General features: G+C 38.3%; 1 pseudogene. It reads right to left on the bottom strand.

The window, feature by feature from the left end:
- Positions 1 to 358, bottom strand: a pseudogene (locus AB4512_RS24345) (hypothetical protein); the annotation flags it as partial.

Below are 358 nucleotides of genomic sequence, written 5' to 3'. Positions count from 1 at the left end.
ATCTTCAGCAACGTGAGCTTCAATCAATACATCATTAATGATTGAAGCAAACTTTGGCCAAGAAATTCTATATACACCACTTTGAGTTGATAAGTGAAAGTCGTAGTTTGGGACATCGACATGAGAAAAATCAATATCAATAAACTTGAAACGCCAGCGTCGTTTGAATGCTGTATCTAAAGGCATTACTGCCTGATCACTACTGTTCATAGTGGCTAATAAGGAAAGGTTAGCCGGTATTTCCAACTGTTTAATGTTTGCTATACCGACCTTATCAAGAGATTGGTTGATGTAAGACAACATGTCAGGGTCTGACGCATCAATCTTGTAAGTACTTTCACCATCATCCTCTCTATCC

The sequence above is a fragment of the Vibrio sp. 10N.222.52.B7 genome, assembly GCF_041474275.1.
GTDB classification, from domain to species: Bacteria; Pseudomonadota; Gammaproteobacteria; order Enterobacterales; family Vibrionaceae; genus Vibrio; species Vibrio crassostreae_C.
The sequence above is the reverse complement of the archived record's forward strand: the minus strand, read 5'-3'. Positions and strand labels throughout refer to the sequence as shown.